Raw genomic sequence first — 19,168 nt, 5'->3', positions numbered from 1 at the left:
GGTGGCAAAGCGGCCGCTGTGGAGTTGCGACGATCATCCGCTGCGGGCCGGCAAGCGGTTCTCGATTCAGCTATCGGTCCGGGTTCGGCCATGAGGCGTCATTCGCCCGCACCGTTGCTCGGACGTTCAGATGTCGGATCCACCCACCAAGCGGCCTTTCAATTTGCGAGGACGAACGGTGCTTCATCGGCCTTATGGAAAGCTTCGCATAAGGCCGATTATGCCAAGTCGTTGATTATGGAAAGTAGCTGTGCTGGTCGGCGGCACGAACCGGTAATCACAGGGTGTGGCGGCAGGTGACGCCCCACGAACTCGACATAATCTCAGCGATGATCTGGAGTAACGGTTCCACCTGAGGGGACCGTTATGAAGCCAACCCGTTTGTACCCGGCCAAGTCCAACGCGCCGTCTTTTGCATCATTCCCACCGCACATTACTGCCGAATTGCATCGCTACGAGGCATATCTGCGCGATGTACGGGGACTGGCAGCCGAGACCCGTAAGAACCGACTTCGTGTTGTCGGCTTGCTCTTGCGAGACAGATTCGAGCGGTGCGCTATCGACTTCAGAAAGGTGCGCCCCGACGATGTTCGCCAGTTTCTTTCGGCGCAGTTGAGAGCAGGCGGCTCGGCTTCTTATGCCTCCCATCTGGCAGCAACGTTACGTAGTTATCTGCGTTACCGGACCGTTTGCGGAGACCAACCCGGCAAGCTCTCCACCGTCATTCTGAATCCGGTCCACTGGAAGCTGGCATCCCTGCCACGTGCGCTCAAGCCAGAAGAAGTTATCCGCCTCCTGGGCGCCGTTGCAGGCGCTCGGCGCTGGCCGAAGCGTAGCTATGCGATGGTCCGGCTGGCACTGGACATGGGGTTGCGTTCTGGCGAGATCGCACATCTCATGATCCGCGACATCGACTGGCGCGAAGGCACCGTGACGTTGAGAGGCACGAAGTCGCTGCGCCAGGACGTCATGCCGTTGCCGATGGCATGCGGGCAGGCGCTGGCTGACTATCTGCAACACGAACGTCCAGCGACCAGCCACCCGGCCCTCTTTGTCCGGCGAGTAGCAGGGCGAGACCAGCCCGTTACCTCGACGGCGGTCCAGAAGGTGATCAAGCGGGCCTGCAGTCGTAGCGGTCTGCTGCACTCCAGTGCCCACGCACTTCGGCATACCCTGGCCTGTCGCCTCGTCGAGAACGGCAGCTCGCTCAAGGAAGTGGCTGACCTGCTGCGTCACCGGTCGCTCAATACCACCCTGATCTACGCCAAGCTAGACACGCCGAAGCTGTCGGCAGTCGCTCTGCCGTGGCCGGGGAGTCAATCATGAGCGCGCGCATCAGCTTGCAGCAGCGGATCGACGACTACTTCGTCGAGAGGCGCTCCCTGGGATTTGAGTTGCGCTCGCGGGACACGCTCCTAGCCAGTTTCGCCCGTTACGCCGCCGATCGGCATCACCGTGGCCCACTTACGGCCGACCTCATGACGGATTGGGCCCGGCAGGATAAATGGCACCGTGACACGCCGGCGACCTGGGCGGCCCGGTTGGCGATAGTTCGCCACTTCGCCCGCTACCTGAAGCAGTTCGAACCGGATACCGAAATCCCGGAGGAAGCGGTGTTCGGTCCTGAGCGGGGACGTGTTGCCCCGCATATCTTCCATGAGGACGAAATCGTTGCGTTGCTGGCGGCGGCCTGCCGGCTCGATCCAAAGGGAAGTCTCCGGCCAGTTACCTACGAGACCTTGTTCGGCCTGATGGCCTCGACTGGCCTGCGGGTCTCCGAGGCCATTCATTTGCGCGATGCCGACGTCGACCTCAAGCGTGGGATGCTGACCATTCGACAGACCAAGTTCGCCAAGTCGCGAGAACTGCCGATCCATCCGGGCACCGTTGCCGCGTTAAGGCGCTACCGACGGCAACGCATTCAGCAGATTGCCAATACCCCTGACATGTCGTTTCTGATCAGCAGTCGTGGTCGGCGACTGGGACAGCCCCTTGGAGAGCGACAGGCTCATCGTGTCTTCAACTCGCTACGTGATAGCCTTGGCTGGGTGAACCGCGGCGCTCATACGGCGCCACGGCTTCATGATCTGCGGCATACCTTCGCCGTGCGACGCATGATGCTCTGGCATGCCGAGGGTACCGACATCGATCAGATGATGCTGGCGCTGTCGACCTACATGGGTCATGCCGAGATCTTCTATACGTACTGGTATCTGACGGCTGTTCCGGAATTGATGGCCTTGGCCGGCGGCAAGTTTGAGCGTTTCGCCGATCTCGCCGGAGACGGCAATGTATAGGCAAACTAAGACAGCGCCTTCGTTTGCCGCGCTCGTGCAAGCCTGGTTCGCCGAATACCTGACCCAGCAGCGGGCACTCAGCGAGCAAACCATTGCAGCCTATCGCGATAGCTTCGTACTCTTCCTTGACTTCGTAGAGGCGAGCCTGGGCAAGCCGCCAGCCACGATGGCACTCGCCGATATGACGCCGGAACTGATCATGGCCTTCCTCGATCACCTTGAACGTCAAAGGCACAATTGTGTACGCACGCGCAATGCACGTCTGGCAGCGCTGCGGTCGTTCCTGAAGTTTGCCGCGCACCGCGATGTCGCGTCGTTACAAGCGATTGAGCGCGCCTTGGGCGTTCCGCTCAAGCGCTTCGAGCGCCCGATATTTAGCTATCTGTCGCGCGAGGAGATGCTAACGGTGATCGGTACGCCCGGCGGTTCCTGGCTGAGCCAACGCGATCACCTTCTGTTCCTGCTGATGTACAACACCGGAGCGCGCGTCTCGGAGATTACCGGGGTGAAAGTCGCGGATGTGGTCCTTGATGACAGTTCTGCCTGCATTCATTTGCGCGGCAAAGGACGCAAGCAGCGCAGTGTGCCGCTTTGGCGCTCTACCGTGAAGGCGGCACGGGCATGGTTGCGGGTCAATCCGGAATTCCAGCCGACATCGCCACTGCTTCCGAATCGGAACGGTCACGCAATGACGAGAGCCAATGTTGCGTTGAGGCTGACGTTGGCTGCCAGGAACGCAGCCCGTTCCTCTCCCGGCCTGGCAGAGCGACACGTATCGCCCCATACCATCCGACACACCACGGCCATGCACCTACTACAGGCTGGCGTCGACATCAGCGTAATCGCGTTGTGGCTCGGACATGAGAGCCCCGTCACGACACACCATTACGTCGAAGCCGACCTGAACATGAAGGAACGTGCGCTTGCCAGGCTTCACGAACCAGGCAGCAAGGTCCCGCGCTATCGGGCACCTGACTCGCTGCTCAACTTCCTGAAGGCGCTGTGATTATGCAAAGGCCGGAATTCGTGCTTGCCCGCTTTCCATCAGCTCTCGACGCGAGTTCCGACCTGCTACTTTCCATAATCAACGACTTGGCATAATCGGCCTTTGCGGACGCTGGAGCGGCTCGGCTTCTATGTCAGCGGTGGGGCCAATTGCCGACGGTCACACCGCCCGCCAGCCGAACGGCGGCTCCTGCGTTCGGTGAACTCCTAGTTCCAGCTCAACTCGCTTTTCACACTCGTCCTCAACGATCGTTGGGTGCCGACGGAACCTTCAGCATACTGTCGCGAAGCAATGCAATTACAAGTATTTTCGTCATATAATTTGCGACGCGGTGCGGTGCCATGCGTTCAAACTCGCGGTGGCCGCAAGCATCTCTATATCGGGGACCTGAGTGGATAATAACATTTACGATAGACCAAATTTTCGCCGCAGCGCAGATATATTTCGCTTGATCGCCAAGATCAGAAATGAAAACAAAAGAAATGTTCTTCGTGGCTACTACTCGAAATCCAATGTCAGTTCTGACGAAATAGCGACAATCCGTCAGGGAAATTCTCTTTTCGACAGTATGACTGTTGGGGCCATACTCAAGGGCCCTGGCGGTTTATTGGAGCGCACGCTCATAAAGAAGAAAGCCAGTAAAGATTTATATCGCCTCACGAGTTTCCCTCCTATCGACTGGCAAAGCGAACTTTGCTACACCATTGGATACCTGAACGCGTGGACCGACTCTATCGTTGAAATAATTGGCTACGTCAGAAAGCTCAGATTTCTGGAAAAGATCGACCGGGACGAGGCGTTGCATGTCTTGCACGAACTGTCAAAAAATTTTGGTGCTTCGAATTACCTGTCATACAAGTTGGCATACCTGCGAAGTGCTTTTTCGTTGACCGCCAGTCAACTGAGAGTCGTAGCGGGAATTGAGCGCGAAATCGAACATCGCAACAATGTTGGGATGCATTTTAGCGCGCTCGAAAATATCAGCTCCAAAATCTCGCTCTTTGTGGTTGCTCAGCGTCGCGTCAGCGGACTCGTTGCCAAGGTAAAAGGGGAATTTAGGCGTTCTTTGGCTTTAAGCAACTTCATTCCAACGCCCCTGAGTAGTGAGGATTTGCCAGCGTTCTTGCTTCGCGCGACTGAATCATCGCTAATCGACACTGTTTATGCGACTCTCATTATTCTAAACCTTGGTGAAATTTTTGCGACAGTACAGCGTGAGATTTATAATCGTCTCGATCCGAACCTAGCAGCGATAATCGAAGATTTCGCTCAGGACACCGAGGCGCATAACAATGGCGAGGTGGTGACAGAATACTATCGTGAGCAAAATCCCGAAAATGAGGCCTCGCTAAATCTCTATCGCGTCGCATCCGCGTTTCTGGAGCGCCCTAAATTTGCACAATTTAGAAATAAATTGGACCGTGTTTTCGGTGCAAGGCTGCTTGCTGAAATCATTGGCGAAAAATCTCGTAGGCAGGCCGAGTCATTTGATAACAAAAACTTATTGTTGATGGCGAATAACGCTCGGGTCGAAGAACTGAGCGAAGTGGCCCTTGACGCATTCTCTCGAACGTACCTGTTTTTGCGATTTGTCGGAGACAAATTAAACATTTTGCAATTGTCAAAAACGGACATTAAAATAATTTTAGAAAAAACGCTTGGCTTGCAGACCTTGCTGGCGGAAGACGAGATTCGCGCGCTCTACCTTGCGGCACCATCGGAAGCGCGGAGTCTAGTGACTGTTTTGGCCTTAGCGTTATTTAAGGCAAAGTCTATCGACCCAGACGTAGATTTTGAATTTAGAACTGACTTCATTTCTCATGTAAAGACAGAGCATGGCGGTTCAATTCTCAGGTTTATCGAAGACTTGCTAACAGACTCGCCGCACGTCGCGATCTATATAGTTAGCTCGTTGGATGAGGTAACGTTAGAAAAGATGTACACGTTGGTGGCTAATGCATCACAGGCTGCACAAACCAGAGGTGACATACTTCGAGCGGTGGGAAATAAACTCGGCATGCTGGAATACATCATCGAGGCCGACGCTATTTCGACAAGAACGCAGTTGTCGAAGTTGCAAAAATACTTTGATAGTAGCCGAATGTATGTCGACAGTGTAGCCATGAAAAAATGGCTTGACAGTAACCCTACTGTGGCGACGGAGCAATATCGCTCACTGTATCCAGAATGGAAAGCACGCATATCATCACTGGATAGTACGGATCCAGAACGCACCATATTGCTCATCGAATTGTTCGATGAGTATGACTACCTAATTGAGCAGATCGCTAAAGATGCATTCGAGCAGTTTTGTTTAAATGCCGAGTTTGGAATTCAATCTTACTTAGGCCGAAGAATTTGACATAATACACTCGACGGCGTGACTACTGATACCGTAGATGCGGTCCTCCGAAAAACTGAATTTTCGGTAATTATGTCGAATCCATACATGCGAAAGGTTGTCGCGTCCTGGATGAATGCTTATAAGGAGTTAGTTGATAGATTACGAAGGGAGCACTTACAATTTAGATCCAATGGATCACTTTTCAGTGCTGATTTGGATACTGACGATATCGCCACCCAAGAGAATCTTCGAAATCTATCGAGCGCTTTGCGCGCGGCGGGCGGGAGCGAATTGCTTAACGATCTTGTCGTGGCTTTTTGCTGGAAGCAGATCGCGCCACAGTTGGAAAATGCGGCGCGGTTCATCAGAACGAAGATGCTCCAAGAAGCCACCTCTTTGCTTGACAAATGTTTTTCCGGCACACTTAGTATTATCGAAACACAAATGAAACTCGAGTTGCATGATGCTGTCAATGAGGTGTTTAAGAAGGTGGCGGATTGGTTTCAGGTGCCCCAGACAGGTTTTGTCTCCGCGTCCGTACCCGATCTATGCCAAATCATCGCTCTTGAGTTAAATCGCCACAACGACATGAAGTTCTCAGGGAATGCCCTGGACCATAAATTCACCGGAATCTCGGTTCACAGGATATACGACTGCTTAGCTGCACTTCTTAAGAATGCTCAAAAACACGGGGAAAAGGACAGTGAGGTCACTGTGAACGTTTGCTCGGAACACTCAAGTCCATCTTCTGTTCTCGAATATCTTTCCGTTGACATTACATCGACGGTCCCGGGCGACGAGTTCATTCGATGTAAAGAGCGAATCCAAAAGGCTATTGAATCTGCTGAGGCGGGGATCGATATGGTGACGGAAGGATATACCGGAATTAAGAAAGTAAAATTTATAACGCGGGTATCAGAGGGAATGCATACGGTCCAATATCGATCGTACGGCGATAAACGTCAACTTACATTGAGCTTTTCTATGCACGTTGAAATTGCGCAAGAGGTTTCTGCCGGAGTGGATTCTTGAATATCCTACTTGTGGAAGATGAGACTCATAAGCGCGATGAGATTCTGACTTGCGTTCGAGAGGTCTTTAAGGCTGATCCAGAGATCGTAGATGGCGTGAACAGCGCGGTGCTAAGTGTTTTGGAAAATGACTATGATCTTATCATTTTAGACATGGCACTCTCCACTTTTGGAGAAAGCGCGGAGGATATGCAAAAAGGTCACGATCAAGCTCAAGGGGGGATCGAAGTCCTTCGCGCGTTGAAACGAAAAGGTCAATCGCCTCACATCGTCATAGTCACGCAGTATCCAGATTTTTACATTGGCAGCACTAAGGTGAAATTAAAAAAATCTCCTGAGATAATTCGGGAAAAATACAATCAAAACGTGATCGGCGCAGTCCTTTACCACTACAAATCGAAGCAAACGCTTCAAGTGATTACCTCCATCTTGAGGAAATGCCGATGAAAGTCATGCTTATTGAAGACAATGATTCGAAGGCAAAGGCTATCTATTCTTACCTTCAAAAGAAGGGAGTCGTCGCGTCGAACATCGTTCGTGCGAAGAACATGACGGATTTTGCTGCGGGGCTTCAGTTTGACATCGGCTTGTTTATAATCGACCTCCAGTTGCCGAGTGTAGATAAGGGCGCTGCGACGCAAAATGGGAAGGCGATCCTCGAAACGATAGTCAAAGCGGGCAAAGCAAATGCGTTTTTGTTGGCTATTAGCTCATACCCGAATGATTTTCCCGATTTGAGAGAATTTTACGAGGCACGCGGATGCATTTTGGCTAATTATGCAAACACCAAGGGATGGCAGTCGACGCTTGATTCCATTATTATCCAACTTAATCGAAACGTCGATTTCGATTTCGTTGTGTTTTGTGCACTGCAAGAAGAAAGAAATCCATACGTGGCTCTACTTGAAGGACGGCAGGTCACGCGAGCAGGCATCGATTGTTTCGATGTTTCGATCGGAGCGAAGAACGGCACAGTCGTGCTAATGCCTAAAATGGGCTTGGTTAATGCCGCAATCACCGCGTCACTTTGTATCGAGCGCTTCAAACCAAGTGTGGTTGGTATGAGTGGGATTTGCGGAGGCTTCAAGGACCGTGCGGAAATGGGCCAACTATTGGTATCCAGCATGGCATACGAGTACCAGTCGGGTAAATGGACAGCCGACGGTTTCAGGCACGAGCCCTATCAAGTAGGAACCGATCCACAGTTACTACCCAGATTGCGAGCATTGCTCAATACCGACCAGCTTCTTGATGAATTGGAGGCTGGATTCCGTGGCGGGAAGCGCCCCACCACTCAGGTCAAACCTGATTTGAGCGTATTTACCAGCGGGTCTGCTGTTATAGCTGACCAAAGACATTTGGACCAAATTCAGGTCATCCATAGAAAAGTTGGCGCTTTGGATATGGAGATCTTTGCTGTGCACCAAGCGGCAGAGCTATCACCGCGGAGGCCCCCATGCATTTGCGCCAAGACAGTAGTGGATCTATGCAATTCCGGCAAAGATGATGACCTTCACTCTTACGGGTCATACATTTCCGCTAAGTTCATGCTAAAAGCGATCCACGACTTCTTTCGATAAAGCTAAAGGGTATCGAGGGGAAACTTCGCCGTCGCTTTGACTCCGTTTGCTCGAAGGCAGTAATCTTCGAGGTGCAGATACATGGTTTGTAAGCTATTGTGCGGCGGGTTCGCGGTGCAATAGTGCTCCTACGCTGCACGCGTAGGCGTTTCGGGCGATCGAGTCGATCACGTTCTTGTGAATGGGTGGCTGCTCAGCGAGCTACTGCAGCCACTCGAAGAAAAAAAGCTAACGAGCGCAATGGCCGATGACCCGCCGAGCGGCTGGCAGGAGTGAAAGGCCGCTGTAGTTTGGAAGCTGCCGAATATGTGCTGCTGGGTCCACCGTCGGCTCAGGGTCGGGCACCGCCGATCGCGACCGGCGGTGCTGAGCCCCCTCACAGAAGCGCCGGAGCCGTGCCTGGAACATGAATCCGTGCTCTGGCGCGACTTGACTGTAGATCGGCCCCGCCTAAAATGCTCGTGTCGATTCTTGCCGAGTGACAGCGGCGAAGAACGGCGTAACGTTGCCAAGGCTATTGCAAATCGAAGGCGCTAAGGGAGCGCGTGAAATTTCACGAAGCGTCGGCTCTTCTTGCAATATTCACGGCTGAAAACGGCCAGTACTTCCCGGCGCCGCCTCGAAGGTCAATACCCTTTCGTATAGAGCGTCAGATGGTTACTCACCGACGTTACACCCGGCACGCCCTTCGCCACTTCCGCGGCCTGCTGGATCTGAGGACCGTCCGACACGCTGCCGGATAATGTCACCACACCGCCGCGCGCCTTGACGAATACGTTCGACACGTTGAAGTTGGGCGCTTTCGACAACGCCTTGCGTACATCCCGAGCCAGCTTCTTGTCCGCTGGCGTCGCCTTGCCTGAACTTGCAGCCGGACCCGAGCCCATCGGCATAGCGTTGCTGGCTTGCGCGTAGACGTTCCACGTCAACGTCACGCATCCCACGACGACAAGCAGATTCACGACGTTCCATGCTTTCATGATTGCCTCTCTCGTTCCGCCTGGCAGATGGTGAGTCAAAGATAGCCAACATTCGGCTTCTAACAAAGCTGCCTGCAGGATTAAGGGAAAGCCCGTATCCAGACGCGCGCCCGCTGGCAGGCCGATCATCGGGCGAGTTCGCGAATGAGCAGCCGCAGTATCGCTGGCGAGGTTTCACCACACAGCCGAACGCGTGACGCATTGCAAGCCACCTCACCACGTGCACCATCAGCGTGCTGAAAGGTCACGCCTCAACGCGCTGCACGGAGGCGCCTGACTCCAGTACACATGGCAAGGAACGCTGAGCGCCGCAACTGGCGCGTGTTTGCGCTCCAGCTAGCGCCCGCGTGATATGACGCTCGTAGTCTTTTTATCGGACGTTGAAGCTGAGTACTTCGGGGCAGGCGGTCAAGGCTCTCCTTTTGACCGTCGTGCGCGCCTTGTGTGGCGCATAGACATCCGAGGGAACAGCCGCTACTTTGGAAGTTGCCGCTGCGGTCTTGCCAAGTCGAAGGGCAGAAGTGGCTCGCGTGCCGTCGATCGACGTCGGACAAAGATCGGCCCATCAAGCGTCATTCGGGAGTCAGGGCCTTCGGACGTTCGAACGTCGGATCCGCCCAGCAAACGGTCGTTCGTTGGGCGCAGATGAACGTTGCTTCATCAGTCTTTGCGGATGATCGTGGCGGTCCCGGCGACAGTCATGACGACGCGCTTGGAGAGACGATCAATGGTTTGCACAAAGCGGAATTGATTCGTCGCCGTACCCCATGGAAAGCGCGCGAATCCGTCGAGCTTGCCACGCTCGAATGGGTGGCCTGGTTCAATCACCATCGATCGATGGAACCCTTGGGCTTTATCTTGCCTGTGGAAGCGGAGGAAAACGATCACCGGCAAGCGAGCAGCAGCGCTGTCGCATCGGCATCACCTTGAACCAGACGGCGTCCACCGCCCCAAAAAAATCTCCGTCGGGTGGACGTCCCCTCGACGGCCCCACCTTCATCCTTCATTTCGCACCCAGATAAGCGCTGCTGCCAGCGGCGACCGGCCGCCCGATTCGAACCGTGCCCCGACGGCCCTACGGTCGGCCAGTCACGCGCTGCACCATCGCGTAGAGCACCGACATCTGCAAGCCGCTCTTGAGTGCGTAGTTCGAGTCGTACTGATTGGAGTAGCCCCACCAGTCGAAGCATGCATTCGGGTTCGTCGGCCCTGGCGCAGACGACGCGATCGTGTCGGGATACACGACCACGAGTTTGTTTGTGTCGGCCCATTCATTGATGCCGGCCTCGGTGACCCAGCGGTTTCCAATAAGTGATGCCTCCTGCAGGCAGCCGTGGAGGGCAAGCACGAATCCGCACTTGTTCCCTTGCGCGCAGGCTTTGGGAACAAAAACGCTCCCAGTTGAACTCATCGAAACGTTTGGCGACGCCCCGAACTCCGTCTGATCGAATGAAGACAGCGTACCCGACAGCTTTCCGTTGTTGCGCGGATTCAATGGACCGAGGAACATCGTCAGCCACGTTTCTACTGAATCGTAGACTGCGCCATTTGCCAGGCAGCGCACCATGTAGGGACTCCCGAGCGTGCCGCATGCAAGTTCGCCGTCAGGCGATTCCCAGCCGTGCTCGGCGGGATAGGCATTGTCAAAGTGAACATTGGCCCCATAACGTCGGTATTCCGAGTTGAGGTCGGCCATCTCGAGCGGATTGACGACCTGGTCCTGCGTGCCGGACCAGAGGTAGACGGGCTGTTCACGCAGATTCGTCGCCGGGTCGATGGTACCGAGGGACGATTGCGCGTCCAGATACGCCTCGGATTCCGTAAGCATGCTGTTGTACGACGCCCGATTCGACGGAAGCGTTAAGCCGCCACAGTTTGCCAAAGCTGACGCTGCTCCCCCGGCGCCGGCACACCAGTACACCCCGCCCGCGTAGACAGCGGCCCCTTTGAAGGTCGAGGAGTGAGCAACGTGCATCTGCACCGCCGCGAAACCGCCAGACGAAATACCCGCGACGAAGACCTTCGTCGGGTCGATCCGATAGCGCTGAAGTTTTACGATCGTGGACGCGCCCGATCCACCGTCCGCGGTCGGGCTCCCGGTGGCGGCTAACGCCTTCGCCTGTGCCGGCGCACCGGCATGCGTACTGACCGAATCGCCACCACCCCCGCACCCGGCGAGGCCGATCGCTAACACAGCTGCCGACGCTAACCGTAGGCCTAACGCCATCGTCATCATTGTCGTCTCCTCGTCGGAGCGGAATAAAACTAGTAACACCGCTACCGCCCGTCGAACTGCCGGCCGTTTCAGCTTCCGCCTAAGACTCGCTAACGCAAGTCATCAATAAAGCGCGAACAGACGATTGCGGCGTGCGATGCGAGCGACGATATTTAGCAACAATCGCTCCTGCAGCGCTTGTAATCGTAAGCCTTATCAGCATGACGCTTGTTGGGACGGCTGGCCAAGCCAACAGTCCTCTTGCGTTAGCCGATCTAAGCGAATGGCCGTTGCACCCTTGAAGGCTGCCGTTGATTTCGCGCCGACTTGAAGGGCCGCAGTGGGTCCAGCTTGTGTGAAAACGCACGCTGATCGCCTAAACTGAAGTAACGCATTCAGGTCGGACGGGCACATGAAGCGATTCGTTGAAGGCAAAGACCGCACGCAAGCTGTCTTGCTGCCCGAGTATCTTGAGGACTATGTGTCCGAGGACAATCCAGTGCGCGTAGTCGACGTCTTTGTCGATGAGCTTGATCTTCATGAGCTCGGCTTTGAGGGAGCCGCTCCCGCAACGACCGGGCGCCCCTCATATCATCCATCCGTACTGCTCAAGATCTATATCTACGGCTACCTGAACCGCATTCAGTCGAGTCGGCGTCTGGAGCGTGAGACTCAGCGCAACATTGAACTCATGTGGCTAACAGGCCGCCTTTCTCCGGATTTCAAGACCATTGCCGACTTCCGCCGTGACAACGGCAAAGCGATCCGCAATGTATGCCGGCAATTCATCGTGTTGTGCCGTAACCTGGACCTGTTCACAAAGTCGATTGTGGCCATTGACGGCAGCAAGTTCAAAGCCGTCAACAATCGTGATCGCAACTTCACGAGCGGTAAGGTCCGGGCACGCATGCAGCAGATTGATGAGAGCATCGCGCGTTACCTTGCGGCGATGGAAACAGCGGACCGGACGCAATCCGATGTCGCCGAGGCGAAGACGAGCCGCATCAGCGACAAGATCAAGAAGCTCAGGCAGCAGATGCAAGGCCTGAAGGCAATGGAGCAGCGACTGCGCGACTCACCCGATGGACAGGTCTCGTTGACTGATCCGGACGCGCGCTCCATGGCCACCAGCGGTCGGGGAACAGGGATGGTTGGCTACAACGTTCAGACCGCTGTTGATGCCACGTCGCATCTGATCGTGGCACACGAGGTCACCAATCTTGGCAATGATTGTAACCAGCTGACGAACATAGCCACGCAGGCGCGAGCCGCTACCGGCATCGAAAATCTGACCGTTGTTGCTGACCGGGGTTACTTCAAGGGCGAGGAAATTCTGCAATGCGATAAGGCGGGTTTTACGGCCTTCGTTCCCAAACCACTAACGTCGGGCAGTAAAGCAGATGGGTACTTCGGCAAGCAGGACTTTGTCTACGTTGCCGAAGATGATGAGTACCGTTGCCCAGCGCAACAGCGGCTCACCTGGCGTTTCACAAACATCGAGCACGGCATGACGCTGCATTGCTACTCAAGTTCGGCTTGTGTTACCTGCGCAATCAGAAAGCAATGCACATCCGGAAAGCAGGCCCGCCGGATAAAGCGCTGGGAGCATGAGGGCGTAGTCGAGGCGATGCAGCAGCGACTTCACCAGAGGCCGGAAATGATGCGCATACGCCGTCAGACCGTGGAGCATCCGTTTGGCACGCTCAAGTTCTGGATGGGCGCTGCGCACTTCCTGATGAAGACCCGCGAGCATGTCAGCACGGAGATGAGTCTGCATGTGCTCGCATACAATCTCAAGCGCGTCATGGCGATCTTGGGTACTGCGGCGTTAATGCAAAAGATGAGGGCCTGAGGAGAGGCCTTACATCAAACAGGCTGCACCGCGGCGAGCCGGAGAGATTCTGGGCTCGTCGACGAATCTTCGCATTCTGACCGGCCTGAACGTCCTCCAGCCATGCAGCGGGTTAAAACAGCCGGCAATGGCCGTGGTCGACGCCGCGAAGTCGTAGAGCCACATCGGTTCGCGTTTTTACACAGCCTTATATGGACACCGCCCGGTTTGCCAAGTTGATCTTGATGTGACGCCGTAAAGAGGTATCGGCTGCGGTCTTATATTCGGCTTTCCGCAAGCCGAAGCCGCGAGCCCTGATGGAATGCGCCAAGAACGTCCTCATCTGGGCCGCGTGCTACAGGCACAAGGCTGTGTTCAGGTTTGCGTTCTTGCGGTCCGACCTGTTTTGCCATCACATGGAATCAATCTTAGCAACCTACCAATTTCTCAACGTTCCAAGTCTGATACTGCTACGCAGCTCTCACACTGACGTGATTCTTTTCGTAACTGCTCTCGTGGGCTAGTATGGCCCAAGCAATTCGCGCCATCTTATTTGCAAGAGCCACGGCTACTACGTTGCCAGGTCGCCGCTCTTGAATTCCTTTCTGCCAAGCAGTTGGTACCTTGGCGTGACACAGGACGGAGCGCGCCCCGTGAATCAGCAGCGTGCGCAGGTATGGGTCCCCTCGCTTTGAGATCGAGCCCAATCTAACCTTGCCGCCCGTACCGTTTTGTCGAGGAACAAGCCCGAGAAATGCAGCGAACTCACGTCCCGACTTGAACGTCTTGGCATCTCCAACTGTTGCGACCAAAGCGGTGGCGGTGAGTCTGCCGATGCCCGGCACTTCGGAGATTGCGCGACACGCCGCTTCCTGTTTCTGCCAGGCACCGATGCGCTTCTCGAGTTGACTGATATCGTCCTCAAACGCGTTGATACGTCGTAGCTGATCTTGCAGATTAAGGACGATCGGTCGTGGCAACGTGTCCTCTAACTCTGCCATGCGTTCGCGGATTTCAGTGAGTCCTGCCAATCGTCCGGCCCGAAACGTCGCGCCGAATTCGTAGAGCAACCCACGTAGCTGATTCACCTGCATCGTCCGAAACTTGACGAGCAACGAGCGCATGCGGTGCAGGCTCAGCATCGTTTGCTGATCTTCTGTCTTTGCAGCAACCGTGCGCATCCCGGGTTGCTGTACAGCCGTCCAAATCGCCCGAGCGTCCGCTGCGTCGGTCTTGTTCGTTTGTACGAATGGCCGAATAAATTGTGCATGTAGTAGCACGACCTCGTGCCCCAGCGCCCGAATCTTACGCGCCCACCAGTGAGCACTTCCGCAAGCCTCAAGCGCCACTCGACCTGCTGGGCGTTGCGCGAAAAACGCGATTAGATCGTCGCGTCCAAACCGGCGATTGGCTATCTCACCAGTTTGTGCGTCGACCCAGTACATCTGGAACACCCGCTTTGCAACATCCAGTCCATATGTCGTAGCATTCATTTAGGGCCTCCGTTCCTCAGTGGTTGTGTCGCAGCTCCACTTTGGCACGTTGATGCCGTTCGGTTCTGGAGGCCCTCAATGTGCCCACCTCCCCGAAGGGAGGGCGGTGTCCATTCCATCTGGGTCGACTTGCGACGATCATCCGCTGCGGGCCGGCAAGCGGTGCTCAATTCAGCTATCGGTCCGGGTTCGGCCACAACCGGCCGTTCGACATCGCTGGCTGGATCGCTGACAATGCGGCTGTGGACGACGTCGAGATCGAAAGAATGGATAAGCATCGAGCGTTTTTGCTGCCGTTCGGAATCGACCTAAGGGTTGAAGACGGAATCGCAAGTATCGAATCCAACTTGCCGGAAGCGCTACCTAGCTTTAGCGATCCCATGGAAAACGGGCGCATCGTCGGGGTTATTGAAGGCGTCGAGCAATTGTTGCTTTCGCTCGCGCGTGTCGGTATCGATTTGTCCAATCCGCAGTTCGCGCAGGCAATCCACGATTGCGTAGCCAACCTTCATTCAGCCTGATCGGCAAACTGCCGTGTCCGGCCAGTTCCAGCCATTCGACACATCATCCTGAATCGCTGACAATCAAGTGATCCCCGACTCAATGAATGGTTCAGCCTTATGAAAATCGCAGCCCTCTCCGACATTCACGGCAATCTGGCGGCATTAGATGCTGTGTTGGATGACGCCCACCGGCAGGGCGCCGACGTGATCGTCAACCTCGGCGATATTTTTTCCGGCGCCCTCTATCCATGTCAAACGGCGGATCGGTTGAAGCCTCTTGGGCTGCCCACGATTAGGGGGAACCATGAAAGACAACTCCTTTCCAACGATCTGTCTCGAATGGGCCTGTCGGACCGCTTTGCCCGGGGCTCTCTACGGGACGATCAACTGGCTTGGATACGCGATTTGCCGGCAACACTGAAAGTTGTCGAAGACGTGTTGCTTGTGCACGGCACGCCGGAAAGCGATTTGAGCTACTTCCTCGATACTGTGACAGAACACGGTTGCCGGGTCGCGACGGTCGATGAGGTCGAAAGCCGTGCTGGCAACACCAACGCGACATTGATTCTCTGTGGACACACGCATCTGCAACGATCGATGAGACTCGATGACGGGCGTCTGATCGTAAATCCCGGCAGTGTTGGATTGCAAGCATACGAGGACAGCCTCCCGTTTCCACACCGTATGGAAATGGGGTCCCCGCACGCTCGTTATGCCCTCGTCACGAGGACTGCGCCGGGATGGGACGTCGACTTTCGGGCCGTCGAATATGACTGGCATGAGGCTGCGAATGTAGCCGCACTGAACGGACGGCCTGATTGGGAAACTGCCCTTCGAACTGGATATTGTTGAAAGTGTTCGCGCGGTTTCAGTGTGGGATGTCCGCTTTCGGGAAAGGCCACCGTCGCTAGTGGGTCGAGTACCGGCGATCGTAGTCTTAACAGATTCGACTGCATGCTGATTGCATCAGACAGTGGTCGACCGCTTCCGGCCACTCGACTTGGATGCTCCGATCGCTGACAATCTGTCTTGCATTCAAGAATAGATCTGCGATATGACTGTACATTTCGCGAAGATGCATGCGCACGGCGACGACTTCGTTATTTTCGACATGCGCGGCAAAGCCAACCCGATAACGAGCGAAGTAGCTCGCAGGTTGGGTGATCGATATCGAGCAATCGGATTCAATCAGCTTGCCGTCATCCTTGACTGCGACGACGCAGCGGCGCATTTACTGTTCTGGAATGCCGACGGTTCCATGCTTGATACCTGCGGCAGCGCAACCCGTGGCGTCGCGGATATGCTCATGCGCGAATCAAACAGGCCCTGCCTCGTGCTGAGAACGAATCGCGGCTTGGTCACCTGTACGCGGGACCTAGATCAACGCGTATCGGTCGATATGGGGACGCCTTTTAATTGGCAGGATATTCCCCTCACTGAGGAATTGGACACCATCGCGCTACCCCTCTCCGGCGGCCCCACGGCTTGCAGCATGGGCAATCCGCATTGCACTTTTTTCGTTGAGAATTTGGAGTCTGTGAACGTGGCAGCTATTGGGCCGATGATCGAGACGAACCCGCTTTTCCGCGATAAGACCAATGTGCACTTCGTTCAGGTCATTGATCGTGGTCGCATCCGCTTGCGCATTTGGGAGCGTCAACAATCAGCGCTCAGTGCATAACGACTGTCAGTTGGCAGTCTGCAACATTTGCCAAGTTAAGGTCGAGCAAGCTTCTGCGAAAATGACGACCGGATGCGAGCCGGAACGGACACGAGCCGGCCGCCGGTCCCCAGGAGCGGCCGCCACCTGGAATCCTTATTGTGCATCGAGTTCTATTGCGACTTTACCAAAGTGCGACGCGCCCTCGAGAAATCGATAGGCGGCAGGGGCGTCATCGAAATCGAACGTCCGGTCAATGACAGGTTTGATTCCCGTTTCCGCGATCGCGCGAACCGCATCGGCGAGATTCGCCGTCGAACCAGTATTGTTCCCGACGATACGCAATGTCTTCAGATTGATAGGCAAGACGGGAATCATCAGATCTATTTCGCTGGCAAAACCCACTACAAAGATGGTCCCCGCGACGGCTGCCGCATTAAGTGAGCGGGGAAAGGTAGCTGCGCCAATCGTTTCGACGATCAGGTCCGCGCCAGCGCCAGAAGTTTCCGAGAGGACGACCTCGTCCCATTCCGGCGTCGACCTGTAATTGATCGTTACGTCTGCGCCCAGCTTGCGAGCGCGCTCCAGTTTCTCGTCCGATGACGACGTAATGATGACGCGTGCGCCCGCTGCTTTCGCGAACTGCAGCGCGAACAGACTTACGCCGCCTGTTCCCAGCAGCACGACGATAGACCCTGGCCGGACGTTGCCAGCGAGCATCGCGTTCGACGCGGTCGTGGCCGCGATTGGCAGGCTGGCTCCTTGCACAAACTGCATCCGCTCCGGGATGCGAACAAGAGAGGTGGCCGGCACGACCGCGTAGTCCGCGAGCGAACCCGGCATGGTGACGCCTCGCAACCGCTCCGACGCGGCACGCGTAATGGGACCCGAGACCCAGTCCACCATCAGACCCGGCACGACCCTGTCACCCACCGACCATCCTTTGACCCGGCTGCCGATTTCGACGATTTCTCCCGCGCCGTCCGTGCCTGGAATGAACGAAGGCATGCCAGCGTTTCCGAACCGCCCCGACACCACCATCAGGTCTAGGTAATTCAGGCTCGCGGCCAGCAGACGGATAAGGACTTCGTCCGCTTCACCTTTCCCGCAAACCAGCGAGAAAAAAAAGCCCGCGGTTCCAGACGGGAACGCGCGGGGCGGTATCGAGAAGATGGCGTTGCATTCAGGCATTGAAGCCAAGGCGGAACTGATCACCAGCTGCAGGTGCAGCACGTCTCGATGCGGCTGCCATCCAGCGATTCATTTCGGCCGCACGGTGCGCAATGGTGTTCGGGATCCCAGCCTGCCGTGCTTTCACACGCGCAGAAAAATCGGCCGCCATCGAGTCCACACTCGCCACCCAGGGATACATCTTGACGCGGGCAAGCGCCGGTCCTTTGACCCCGAACAGATGGACGCGCACCCCTGCTGGAAGACGTCCCTCGAGCCCCTCCAATATGGCGAAAAGTCCATGCCGTGGATCGGTCAGGTGCCGTCGACAGACGGAGCCCAGACCAATCAGGGTCGGGGGCGCGATCCAGGGCATCCAGCGTTCCCACACCTGCATCATGAGATCGATGCTGCGCCGGTAATCGTCGACGGTCCACCCCTGTGCGACAGGTACGGGGATGCGAACCATGTTCTGCACAGCATTCGCATTCATCGTTCGAGCCAGTTGGTCCTGCCACGCATACACGACCCGAAGCATGCCCTCAAGCAGCGTCGCCGTCGCGTTGATGCGATAGTTGATCGCCGCCTGATCGGCGGAGACCTCGGGCTCACAGCACATATCGGGCTGAGCGACCCACGTCGCCCCGGAAAAGGCGGCGAGTTCGACAAATTGCTCCATCGTCCAAGGATATACGCCGGCGATGCCGCGCTGCCGGCCTTTCATCTGGAAGAGCCGCATGGCGGTGAACCCCGCGCTGTCCAGGGCAAAATCGATTTCCGTAAGGTCCGTCGCTTCAGGAACGCGGAAGCGCCCCGTTTTGGGATTCCAGAAAGCAGAAGCGGAAACCATCCCCGCGTATGCTTCGTTGAATGCGTGATATGCCAGGCGGCCGCCGCTGTGCGGGATGCCGACACGGACAAGCAGGCCCTCGGCTACATTGGCGTTACGCTGGTGAACCGGCATTGCGATATCAGATGCTTCACGGTACATGTGAGCCACTCCCATGGTAAGCGCGGAGCAGCCCCTTGCGGGGCGTGCCCCGCAAGGGTGAATGTGA

15 protein-coding genes and 3 pseudogenes are annotated in these 19,168 nt (G+C 55.8%); 13 read left to right on the top strand and 5 right to left on the bottom strand.

The annotated features are described in order from the left end of the window. Positions 1–366: 366 nt before the first annotated feature. The 8 genes and pseudogenes from BJG93_RS34040 to BJG93_RS36730 all read left to right on the top strand — a co-directional run. Entirely contained in the window at positions 367–1,326 is a 960-nt protein-coding gene (locus tag BJG93_RS34040) for a tyrosine-type recombinase/integrase (protein ID WP_027196614.1), read from the top strand. Then, positions 1,323–2,297, top strand: a complete 975-nt coding sequence (locus BJG93_RS34035; protein ID WP_027196615.1) for a tyrosine-type recombinase/integrase — start codon at positions 1,323–1,325, stop codon at positions 2,295–2,297. The genes BJG93_RS34040 and BJG93_RS34035 overlap by 4 nt, the downstream gene beginning before the upstream one ends. Next, a complete protein-coding gene (locus BJG93_RS34030; RefSeq protein ID WP_027196616.1) occupies positions 2,290–3,303 on the top strand; it encodes a tyrosine-type recombinase/integrase in 1,014 nt (337 codons plus the stop codon). The genes BJG93_RS34035 and BJG93_RS34030 overlap by 8 nt, the downstream gene beginning before the upstream one ends. Before the next feature lie 391 nt (positions 3,304–3,694). Then, positions 3,695–5,665, top strand: a complete 1,971-nt coding sequence (locus BJG93_RS34025) for a hypothetical protein (RefSeq protein WP_202904074.1) — start codon at positions 3,695–3,697, stop codon at positions 5,663–5,665. Positions 5,666–5,776: 111 nt separating this feature from the next. Then, on the top strand, positions 5,777–6,679 hold the full coding sequence (locus BJG93_RS34020; protein WP_202904073.1) for a hypothetical protein: 903 nt from the start codon (positions 5,777–5,779) through the stop codon (positions 6,677–6,679). Then, positions 6,676–7,125, top strand: coding sequence for a response regulator (locus BJG93_RS34015; protein WP_027196720.1), 450 nt, complete (start codon positions 6,676–6,678; stop codon positions 7,123–7,125). The genes BJG93_RS34020 and BJG93_RS34015 overlap by 4 nt, the downstream gene beginning before the upstream one ends. Beyond that, complete coding sequence (locus BJG93_RS34010) at positions 7,122–8,258, top strand: phosphorylase family protein (RefSeq protein ID WP_027196719.1); 1,137 nt, start codon at positions 7,122–7,124, stop codon at positions 8,256–8,258. Before BJG93_RS34015 ends, BJG93_RS34010 begins: the two co-directional genes overlap by 4 nt. 446 nt (positions 8,259–8,704) lie before the next feature. Continuing rightward, positions 8,705–8,850, top strand: a pseudogene (locus BJG93_RS36730) (XdhC family protein); the annotation flags it as partial. A 34-nt stretch (positions 8,851–8,884) separates the two neighbouring features. Here BJG93_RS36730 and BJG93_RS34005 read toward each other — a convergent pair. Beyond that, positions 8,885–9,238, bottom strand: coding sequence for a BON domain-containing protein (locus BJG93_RS34005; protein WP_027196718.1), 354 nt, complete (start codon positions 9,236–9,238; stop codon positions 8,885–8,887). 681 nt (positions 9,239–9,919) lie between these two features. Between BJG93_RS34005 and BJG93_RS34000 the strand changes: the two are divergent. Then, a pseudogene (locus BJG93_RS34000) lies at positions 9,920–10,168 on the top strand (IS3 family transposase); the annotation flags it as partial. Between the two features lie 145 nt (positions 10,169–10,313). Here BJG93_RS34000 and BJG93_RS33995 read toward each other — a convergent pair. Beyond that, the gene (locus BJG93_RS33995) at positions 10,314–11,474 is read right to left on the bottom strand and encodes an extracellular catalytic domain type 2 short-chain-length polyhydroxyalkanoate depolymerase (protein ID WP_034478976.1); all 1,161 of its coding nucleotides are present in this window, start codon (positions 11,472–11,474) and stop codon (positions 10,314–10,316) included. Positions 11,475–11,865: 391 nt separating this feature from the next. Between BJG93_RS33995 and BJG93_RS33990 the strand changes: the two genes are divergently transcribed. Continuing rightward, entirely contained in the window at positions 11,866–13,305 is a 1,440-nt protein-coding gene (locus BJG93_RS33990) for an IS1182 family transposase (RefSeq protein WP_027196716.1), read from the top strand. A gap of 449 nt (positions 13,306–13,754) precedes the next feature. Here the strand turns inward: BJG93_RS33990 and BJG93_RS33985 are convergent, their stop codons facing one another. After that, complete coding sequence (locus tag BJG93_RS33985; protein ID WP_071336750.1) at positions 13,755–14,777, bottom strand: IS110 family RNA-guided transposase; 1,023 nt, start codon at positions 14,775–14,777, stop codon at positions 13,755–13,757. Positions 14,778–14,857: 80 nt separating this feature from the next. On the opposite strand from BJG93_RS33985, the gene BJG93_RS33980 reads away from it, so the two are divergent. The 3 genes and pseudogenes from BJG93_RS33980 to dapF form a co-directional block, all read left to right on the top strand. Next, entirely contained in the window at positions 14,858–15,298 is a 441-nt protein-coding gene (locus tag BJG93_RS33980; protein ID WP_027196714.1) for a hypothetical protein, read from the top strand. 99 nt (positions 15,299–15,397) lie between these two features. After that, complete coding sequence (locus BJG93_RS33975; RefSeq protein ID WP_027196713.1) at positions 15,398–16,132, top strand: metallophosphoesterase family protein; 735 nt, start codon at positions 15,398–15,400, stop codon at positions 16,130–16,132. A gap of 202 nt (positions 16,133–16,334) precedes the next feature. Further along, a pseudogene (gene dapF, locus BJG93_RS33970) lies at positions 16,335–16,937 on the top strand (diaminopimelate epimerase); the annotation flags it as partial. Positions 16,938–17,096: 159 nt separating this feature from the next. On the opposite strand, the gene BJG93_RS33965 reads toward dapF, so the two are convergent. After that, the gene (locus BJG93_RS33965) at positions 17,097–18,173 is read right to left on the bottom strand and encodes a zinc-dependent alcohol dehydrogenase family protein (protein WP_071336752.1); all 1,077 of its coding nucleotides are present in this window, start codon (positions 18,171–18,173) and stop codon (positions 17,097–17,099) included. Further along, complete coding sequence (locus tag BJG93_RS33960; protein WP_027196712.1) at positions 18,124–19,101, bottom strand: deazapurine DNA modification protein DpdA family protein; 978 nt, start codon at positions 19,099–19,101, stop codon at positions 18,124–18,126. Before BJG93_RS33960 ends, BJG93_RS33965 begins: the two co-directional genes overlap by 50 nt. Positions 19,102–19,168 lie beyond the last annotated feature (67 nt).

It is taken from the genome of Paraburkholderia sprentiae WSM5005 (genome assembly GCF_001865575.2).
In the GTDB taxonomy this organism is placed as follows: Bacteria; Pseudomonadota; Gammaproteobacteria; order Burkholderiales; family Burkholderiaceae; genus Paraburkholderia; species Paraburkholderia sprentiae.
This window is presented reverse-complemented; position numbering and strand designations above follow the sequence as displayed.

Excerpts from the sequence above, each read along its gene's own strand:
- BJG93_RS33975 (WP_027196713.1), top strand. The coding sequence starts at position 15,398 with ATGAAAATCGCAGCCCTCTCCGACATTCACGGCAATCTGGCGGCATTA.
- BJG93_RS34035 (WP_027196615.1), top strand. The coding sequence starts at position 1,323 with ATGAGCGCGCGCATCAGCTTGCAGCAGCGGATCGACGACTACTTCGTC.
- BJG93_RS34005 (WP_027196718.1), bottom strand. The coding sequence starts at position 9,238 with ATGAAAGCATGGAACGTCGTGAATCTGCTTGTCGTCGTGGGATGCGTG.
- BJG93_RS33995 (WP_034478976.1), bottom strand. The coding sequence starts at position 11,474 with ATGATGACGATGGCGTTAGGCCTACGGTTAGCGTCGGCAGCTGTGTTA.
- BJG93_RS34040 (WP_027196614.1), top strand. The coding sequence starts at position 367 with ATGAAGCCAACCCGTTTGTACCCGGCCAAGTCCAACGCGCCGTCTTTT.
- BJG93_RS33960 (WP_027196712.1), bottom strand. The coding sequence starts at position 19,101 with ATGTACCGTGAAGCATCTGATATCGCAATGCCGGTTCACCAGCGTAAC.
- BJG93_RS33985 (WP_071336750.1), bottom strand. The coding sequence starts at position 14,777 with ATGAATGCTACGACATATGGACTGGATGTTGCAAAGCGGGTGTTCCAG.
- BJG93_RS34030 (WP_027196616.1), top strand. The coding sequence starts at position 2,290 with ATGTATAGGCAAACTAAGACAGCGCCTTCGTTTGCCGCGCTCGTGCAA.
- BJG93_RS34020 (WP_202904073.1), top strand. The coding sequence starts at position 5,777 with ATGAATGCTTATAAGGAGTTAGTTGATAGATTACGAAGGGAGCACTTA.
- BJG93_RS33990 (WP_027196716.1), top strand. The coding sequence starts at position 11,866 with ATGAAGCGATTCGTTGAAGGCAAAGACCGCACGCAAGCTGTCTTGCTG.
- BJG93_RS34010 (WP_027196719.1), top strand. The coding sequence starts at position 7,122 with ATGAAAGTCATGCTTATTGAAGACAATGATTCGAAGGCAAAGGCTATC.